At 70.2% G+C, this 7,174-nt stretch carries 4 protein-coding genes and 1 pseudogene; 2 read left to right on the forward strand and 3 right to left on the reverse strand.

Annotation, left to right across the window (positions count from 1 at the left end; translation table 11 throughout):
* Window positions 1-219: 219 nt before the first annotated feature.
* Window positions 220-1,446 (reverse strand): glycoside hydrolase family 64 protein, encoded by a 1,227-nt coding sequence (locus O3Q52_RS45500; RefSeq protein WP_269654370.1) that lies wholly within the window; start codon window positions 1,444-1,446, stop codon window positions 220-222.
* A 301-nt stretch (window positions 1,447-1,747) separates the two neighbouring features.
* Window positions 1,748-2,536, reverse strand: a complete 789-nt coding sequence (locus O3Q52_RS45505) for a VOC family protein (protein WP_269654371.1) — start codon at window positions 2,534-2,536, stop codon at window positions 1,748-1,750.
* A 375-nt stretch (window positions 2,537-2,911) separates the two neighbouring features.
* Here O3Q52_RS45505 and O3Q52_RS45510 point away from each other — a divergent pair, with 375 nt between their 5' ends.
* Window positions 2,912-3,181, forward strand: a complete 270-nt coding sequence (locus O3Q52_RS45510; protein WP_190227651.1) for a WhiB family transcriptional regulator — start codon at window positions 2,912-2,914, stop codon at window positions 3,179-3,181.
* Window positions 3,182-3,193: 12 nt separating this feature from the next.
* Here the strand turns inward: O3Q52_RS45510 and O3Q52_RS45515 are convergent, their stop codons facing one another.
* Window positions 3,194-5,665, reverse strand: a complete 2,472-nt coding sequence (locus tag O3Q52_RS45515; protein ID WP_269654372.1) for a hypothetical protein — start codon at window positions 5,663-5,665, stop codon at window positions 3,194-3,196.
* A gap of 156 nt (window positions 5,666-5,821) precedes the next feature.
* Here O3Q52_RS45515 and O3Q52_RS45520 point away from each other — a divergent pair.
* Window positions 5,822-7,174 (forward strand): annotated as a pseudogene (locus tag O3Q52_RS45520) (hypothetical protein); the annotation flags it as partial.

The following is a 7,174-nucleotide window of genomic DNA, read 5'->3' on the forward strand; positions in this document are numbered from 1 at the left end:
ACATTGGTGAGGCGGGCTTCCGCGTAGCGCTCCGCGGGTTGGCGTGGGGTGGGGTGGGTTTTGGGTGCGGGCCAGTGGGGGTTGCTCGCGCAGTTCCCCGCGCCCCTGAAAGACGGGCTGCGCCCCTGTCTTTCATCTTTTAGGGGCGCGGGGAACTGCGCGACCAGCCACGACGCACCCGCAGATGAGTTGCCGCTCTCCAGCGGAGCGCCTACGCGTCTACGACCCGACCGTCACCGTGAAGCGGCGTGGGTTGCCGTCGTGGGCCGCGCCCGACACGTCGGGCTGGCCGTCCGGGCGTACGTCGTCGTACGGGAAGGCGTAGCCGATGGGCGAGTTGGCGTGTACGACGCGCGACCAGTGGTTGACGGCCGAGCCCTTGTAGTAGTCGGCGGTGGTCGTGCCGTTGGGCTGGGTGGGGTGGGTGAGCATGATCGAGCGGTTGAAGCCGGCGGCGAGGCGGGCGAGGAGGGCCTTCTTGTCGTCGGAGTCGCCCGGGTTGTTGGCGAACGGGCCGTGGTTGCAGGTGAAGATGTCCTTCGACGTGGGCTTGGCGAAGGTGTGGCCGCCCGCGAAGGTGAGCGTGTCACCGCTGACCCGGCCGGTGAGCGTGCCCCGGCCGCCCTGGAGGTCGATCTTCAGGTCGGTCGAGCGGTACTTCGCCCACACCTCGTCGATGTAGCTGTTCCAGAGGTCGCGGAACGGCATCTCGGCGGGCCGGTCGAAGTACGGGGCCATCAGGTTCTGCGGGGAGATCACGCGCAGTACGGAGCCGCCGTCGCCGCGGATCACCAGCTTGTCCCAGGGCTGGCCGTCCCTGGCCGCCTGTGCCGTGAGGTCCGAGGCGATCCTGTCGACCGCGCCGTCGGGCAGGGGCGCGACCGTGTGCGTGGCGTCGCCCTCCAGGGTGAGGCCGATCGGGAGGGCGGTGACCAGGTCGACGTAGCTGATGTTGGCGTACAACTGCTGGGTGTTGAACGTGAACTCGCAGAACGACCAGGTCTTGCCGTAGTTCGAGTCGCCGGGCGTGGCGAACGCGGGCTCCACCAGCGCGGGGCCCGGGTTGAGGAAGAAGTTGAGCGTGCTGTCCCGGACGAAGTAGACGCGCGCGCCGAACATCTGAGGCAGCGTCAGGACCTTCGGGGCCGAGCCGGCGGCACCGAGCGGGATGGCGCAGTCGACGGGCAGCGGGGTCTGCGGCGCCGAGGGGGAGGTGGGCCGGTAGACGCTGCCGTCGGCCCGCAGCAGCACCCAGTCGCCCGTCGACTGCTCGTGCCCGGTGACGTACGCGCGGACCGTGCCCGGCAACGAGGCGTTCTTGAGGGCGAGTTCACATGTGGCGGGGGCCGCCTCGGCGGTGGGGCTGAGAGCGCTTCCCCAGATGGGATAGCTCGCGGTGGCTCCGACGGCTGCGGCTCCGGACAGGAACGCTCTGCGTGAGATCACGGAAGTCTCCTGGGGTGTGGGGGGAGGTAGGGGGGCGAGCCGACCTGTGGGGGATCGGCGCCCTGCGGTGCACCACTGTTCCCAGGGGGAGTTGGGGCGTCAAGGGTTATGACTGAGAGCGCTCTCGAAAACTGCTTGCGTTCAGAAGTTGACGGCGAAGTCGACGGCGCGGTGGCCGGGTCCCGATCGAGGGGACGCGGCCACCGTCAGCCCCGCTGCCTGGCCCGTTGCCATTGTTGCCTGGCCTGTGGTCACCAGTCCTGTTGGCAGTTCTGTGATCAGTCCTGTGGCAGTTGTGCGGTCAGCTCTGCGGTTCGCTCCTGATCACCGCGAAGCGCGCGCCGTACGGGTCGGCGAGCTTGGCGATACGGCCGACGCCCTCCAGAGACGTGGCGGGCATGCGGACCGTGCCGCCCAACTCCTCGGCCTTGGCGACCACGGCATCGGTGTCCGTGACTTCGAAGTACGGCAGCCAGTAGGCCCCTGTCTCCCGCTCTATCGGGTCGTCGGCCAGCGGGACGACCCCGCCGAACACGGAGTCCTCGCCGCCCTCCGCGGGATTCACGCACGTGTACGTGCCGCCGGGGAACGGCATGGCCGAGGTCTCCAGGCCCAGTACGGAGTTGTAGAACGCGGCCGCCGCGGCGATGTCCGGTGTGTAGAGCTCGACCCAGCACAGGGAGCCCGGGTCGCCCGCGACGTCGATGCCGCGCAGCTGGCCCGGCTGCCAGACGCCGAAGGAGACGCCCGCCTTGTCGCTGAAGACGGCCAGCCGACCCTCCTCCATGACGTCGTCCGGCGCCATGAGCACGCGGCCGCCGGTCTGCTCGACGGCCTTTGCGGTGGCGTCGGCGTCCGGGGTCTGGAAGAACACGTTCCAGGACGGTGGGCCCTGCTCGGGAGAGGTCTGCATGCCGCCGGCGGCCGTCTTCCCTGCCAGTTGGAAGAAGCCGTAACCGCCGGCCTCCGGTCCCGCCGACCGGAAGTCCCAGCCGAAGAGGCCGTTGTAGAAGGATGTGGCGCCGTCAATGTCGCTCGTGCCGAGATCGACCCAGTTCGGGGCGCCGGTGACGAAACGGGTGGTGAGCATGTTGCCCTCCTTTGAGGGGTCCCGTTGCCTGCACTGCCGAGTCTGGCACCGTGCACTGACAATCGCGCCCGGGCGCTGCCGCTGGGCTTGATGGCGTGATGGTTACCCTTGGTAGTGAGGTGCTCCCTGAGTGTGGTTGTTGCTCGCGGTTGTGGGGTGTGCGGGGCGCTGGGGGCTTGGCGCGCAGTTCCCCGCGCACCTATCGGGCGCGCCGCCGTGCGGTCGGGCGGCTGCCGGCGGCACCATAGGGTCCGCGCGCATCAATGCGTCCGCGCTGGGGCCGGTCGCGTCGTGGAGGGGCCCCGGTGGGGTGCCGGGCTTGGCATTGATCCGGCGTTGATCGAACGTTTTTCGGTGCGCGGCACGATCCTGGGCATGCACAACGACACCATTGCCGCGCCCGACCTCTCCTGGCAGGAACAGGCACTGTGCGCCCAGACCGGATCCGAGTTCTTCTTTCCCGAGCCGGGCAGCTCGGTGCGCGAGGCGAAGCGCATCTGCGGACTGTGCGAGATACGCTCCGCCTGCCTCGAATACGCGCTCGACCACGACGAACGCTTCGGCGTCTGGGGCGGCCTGTCCGAGAAGGAGCGGCTCAGTCTCCGCCGCACGCAGGACCAGCAGCAGCACCAGCAGCAGTACTGACGGCGGCGCCCGTCATTCGTACGTCACCGTGAACCGCTCCGTCCCGGCCGGTACCCGCACGTCCTGGCCCGTCACCTCCAGGTCCCGCCCGTCGGCGGACGCCGCCCGCACGCGGCCGAAATGGCACGGACAAACGAACCGCACCCCGTCCGGAGCCTCCGTGATGTCGACGGTCACCGTTCGCCCGCCCGGGTCGTGCGCGAGCCGGTACCCGAACGGTTCCCCGAAGAGCGTGGGCGCCGCTTCCACCACGACCTCTTCGCCCTCCGGCACCCAGTGCGGACGTACGCCCGGCGCGATGCAGAGATGCGGATCGCGGTCCTCGTCGGCCTCGAAGAAGAGGATGTCGCGGATCAGCAGCAGATACTCGGCCGCCGCCCAGCCGTGCGGGATGTCGCCCATGTACCACGGCCGGTAAGGGACTTCGGTGAAGTCCGAGGCGACCGGGAACGCGTGCTGCTCGTTCCATGCGCCAAGTGCCGCCACCCGGCCCGCCGTTCGGGGGAAGCCCGCGCCGACCGTCCAGCCGAGCAGTGCGTCCATCCGGGCAGGATGGCCCGCCAGCAGGTACGCGTGCGCCAACTGCAGGGTCAGATACGGCCCGTACGCGTTCCAGGCGGCCTCGTGGCGATAGCCGCCGGTGACGAAGTGCGCGTACATCGTGTCCAGGGTGTGGCGGGCGGCCCGGTCGACCTCGTCGCCCAGCTTGCTGCCCATGTGCAGGCGCAGCGGGTGGAAGTAGGCGGCCGTGCCGATCATCGTGGAGTCGAGCCGCCCGACGTCGGCGGGCCCGGTCGGGATGTACGTCTCCCACGCTCCACGAGCGCGCTGCTCGGCCAGCACCCAGCGGACGGAGTCCCCGGTGGCACGCTTCAAGTTATCGAAGACGGCCCAGAGTTCGGGTACCTCCGGTGCGTCGATCCGCTCCGCGAGGCGCGCCGCCTCGTACAGTCCGGCGAGGCCCCAGAGGTCGTCCCAGTAGTGCGGCTTGTCGCGTTCACCGAGGTGCTCGGCGCTCCAGCCGCTGTGCAACAGCCCGTATCCGTCACGGTTGTCGCGGAGCCAGCGGGCCGCGTCGCGCACGTACGGGACGTACAACTTGGCTCCGAACGCCGCCTGTCGGCCTATGGTGCGGTCGAACCGGCCTATCGCCCACAGCGCCTGGCCGTTGCTGTCCCACTCGCGGTCGTCCTTCTCGTGCGGGCCGCCGTAGAAGCCGTACTCGGCGCAGGGGCCGATCCGGCCGGTGCCCCGATTGAACCGCAGCGGGTAGTGCGTGCCCAACTGGTGCTCGGCCAGGGCCGAATCGCCGACCAGCGAGCAGGCCGTGGCCTCCACCGACGAGTCGCGGATCCAGAACGAGTCGTAGACCGTCGGGCCCGGATGGATCTCTCCGTGGTCGGAGAGGATCAACAGCTGCGACCGCGACTGCCGGAAGAGGTCCGTCAGATGGCCGACGGGGGAGGGGAGTTGAGGCTGGAGTCCCTGTCCCAGCAGCTTCGCCGCCCAGAAGTCGCGGTTGGCGGACTCCAGTTCAGTTGCCGGTGTCCCTTTCAGCTCCGCGAGATCGTCGGCTCCGGCGTACAGATCGACCGGCAGCCGTACGTCGAGTTCGAAGATCTCGTCCGCGGCCACCCGGAACGGCCAGGCGAACACGGCACTGCACAGCCCGGCCACCTGGTCCTGCGCGTCCAGGGCGCCGTTCAGCTTCCCGCCCGTCACCAGGTCGTGGAACGGGCTGTGCGTCAGATACGTGTCCGGATCGAAGGAGGAGTCCGGGTTGCCGTACACGCCGTACTGCTCGGGCGGGGTGTCGAAGACCGGCCCCCACCCCGAGTTGGTCTCCACGCGCTGTTCGTCCGGCAAGTGACGCAGGTAGGTCAGCCGCCGGTCGGTGACCTGACGGCCGTTGCGGTCGTGCCGCTGGAAGCCGCTCGGCCCCGCGGGCATGACCGCCGCACACAGCAGCCCCTCGTGCGGCTGCCCGGTCGGGCTGCTCACCGTCACCCGCGAGAGGACCAGGTCCCGCTGCCGCGCGCCGACGGGCGCGGCGAAGGTGCGCTGCACGAACTCGACGCCCTCCGGCGTACGGAACGTCGTGAGGACGACCGGTAAGTGCGGTGCCTCCATGCGCTGTTCGACGCTTCCGCCGTCCGGGAGCTGGGGCAGCCGCAGCTTGCCCGTCGCCGGATCGTGGAGGAAGAACGAGAGACAGTACTTGTCGTAGACCGGCTCGATCTCGCCGGCCTGCCCGATCAGTGACTCCTGCCGGTGGTCCTTGACGCCGACCATGTGCCAGTAGCGGTACAGGGCGTTGGACGCGAAGGCCGACTCCTTCGACTCGTACGTACCGGCGTCGAAGTCGTCGCTCCAGTGTCGGAAGGCCTGCTGCGCCCACCAGGGCACGGGATACGGAACCTGCCTTTTGCCCGCCCAGCCGCGCCACATGACCTCGTAGAACATCCACTCATGGGTCTGTGCCATGGTGTGTCACCCCCTCCGGGCACCGTTGCACCGCGGGCGCGAACCGTAAATGCGTACGACGGACGGTCGGGGCGCGATGGGCGGCTTTCGGCTTCGCGGCAGGCCACATCGGCAATTCGGCGCGCACCACGGTCCCCGACAGGCACAATCCACCCCATGGTCCACACCCCGCGGCATCAGGCCGAGAGCCTGCTGAACGCCCTCGATCCACTCCCGTACCCCTTGCGCATGCGTGAACTCGCCGCTCGCACACGGGAATTGGAGGAGACGCGTCCGCTGCTGGACGAGCTCGAATCGCGCGGCGCCTACGAGCGAGGGCTCGCTGTCGTCGCGGCGGCCGTCGCCGGGGACACCGAGTGGATCGCGGCGCGCATCGCCGATTCGGACTCCTTCGTGCGCGGGCACGCCTTGCGCACCGCCGACAGTCTCCAAGTGCCGGACTCCGCCTATGAGTCGGCGCTGGCCGACGCGCCCGAGGCGATACGCCGGCAGCTGCTGCGTGCTGTCGTCGCGGGTCGGCGCACCGCGCTGGCGGACCGGCTCGTAGACGGGGTGCGGGCGGAATGGGGCGACGAGGAGGCGGCACGGCTGCTGCCCGGGTGCTCCCCGGAGACGGTCGCCCGACTGCTGCCCGCGCTGCTGCACGCCGTACAGGGCTCGAAGTCCCTCGGCCGACGGCACCCAGGAGCCCTGCTGGACGTGGCGGAGCGGGAGTTGGGAACTCTGCCGGAGTCGCTGCGTGACGCATGGTGGCAGCGGTACACGGAGGTCGTCGTCGTCACCGTGACCGCCGAGCCGCTGCGTGTGCTGGAGCTGGTCGAGCGTCTCGGGCCCTCCCGGATCCCTGCTCAACTCGTCGACCAGGCAGGCGCGTTCGCCGCCGTCGCGCCGGAACGCGCGCTCCGGCTGCTGATCTCGGGCCGCTTCCCCTCCTGCACCGGCGCTCGCAGTAGCTCGCTGCAACGCAGACTGGCGAGATCCGAGGCGGAGGAACTCGCCGTCTACGGGCGGGTGCTGGCCGCGTCGGGTGGCCTCGCGCCGCTCCTCCGGGCGCTGCCACCCGCTCGCCGTCACGCCTTCTACACGGCGTCGACCGCGGGCCGGGGCGTGGGCGGTGCCACCGTGGACGCGGTCATCCTTGAGGCACTGCCCCGCAGTTGCGTCGCCGAGGAGGCCCGGCGGATGGCCGCGGCGGCACGCGAGCGTGGAGAGGCATGGGACACCGTGCTGCTCGCGGAATCCTTCTTGCCCGTCGCCGAGGTTCGGGAGCGGCTCATCGAGGCGACGCGCCGCCCCGCCGCCGAAGACCGGGCGCTGGCCTGGCCGTTGCTGATCCGCAACGCCGCCCGCTCCGGTGACTCCGCGGCCGTCACCTCCGTACTGGAGGGGTCGGCCCGGCTGCGCAACGAACAGGATCCGGTGCGGCTGCCTGCCCTGAACGCGATGTCCCGGACCCCGCCCGCCCTGTTCACCGAGGACGCCGAGCCGCACCTCGACCGGATCGCCGCC

It is taken from the genome of Streptomyces sp. ActVer, assembly GCF_027270795.1.
GTDB lineage: Bacteria > Actinomycetota > Actinomycetes > Streptomycetales > Streptomycetaceae > Streptomyces > Streptomyces umbrinus_A.

Bases quoted from the DNA above. Each gene is read 5' to 3' on its own strand.
- O3Q52_RS45510 (WP_190227651.1), top strand. From the start codon at position 2,912: ATGCACAACGACACCATTGCCGCGCCCGACCTCTCCTGGCAGGAACAG.
- O3Q52_RS45515 (WP_269654372.1), bottom strand. From the start codon at position 5,665: ATGGCACAGACCCATGAGTGGATGTTCTACGAGGTCATGTGGCGCGGC.
- O3Q52_RS45505 (WP_269654371.1), bottom strand. From the start codon at position 2,536: ATGCTCACCACCCGTTTCGTCACCGGCGCCCCGAACTGGGTCGATCTC.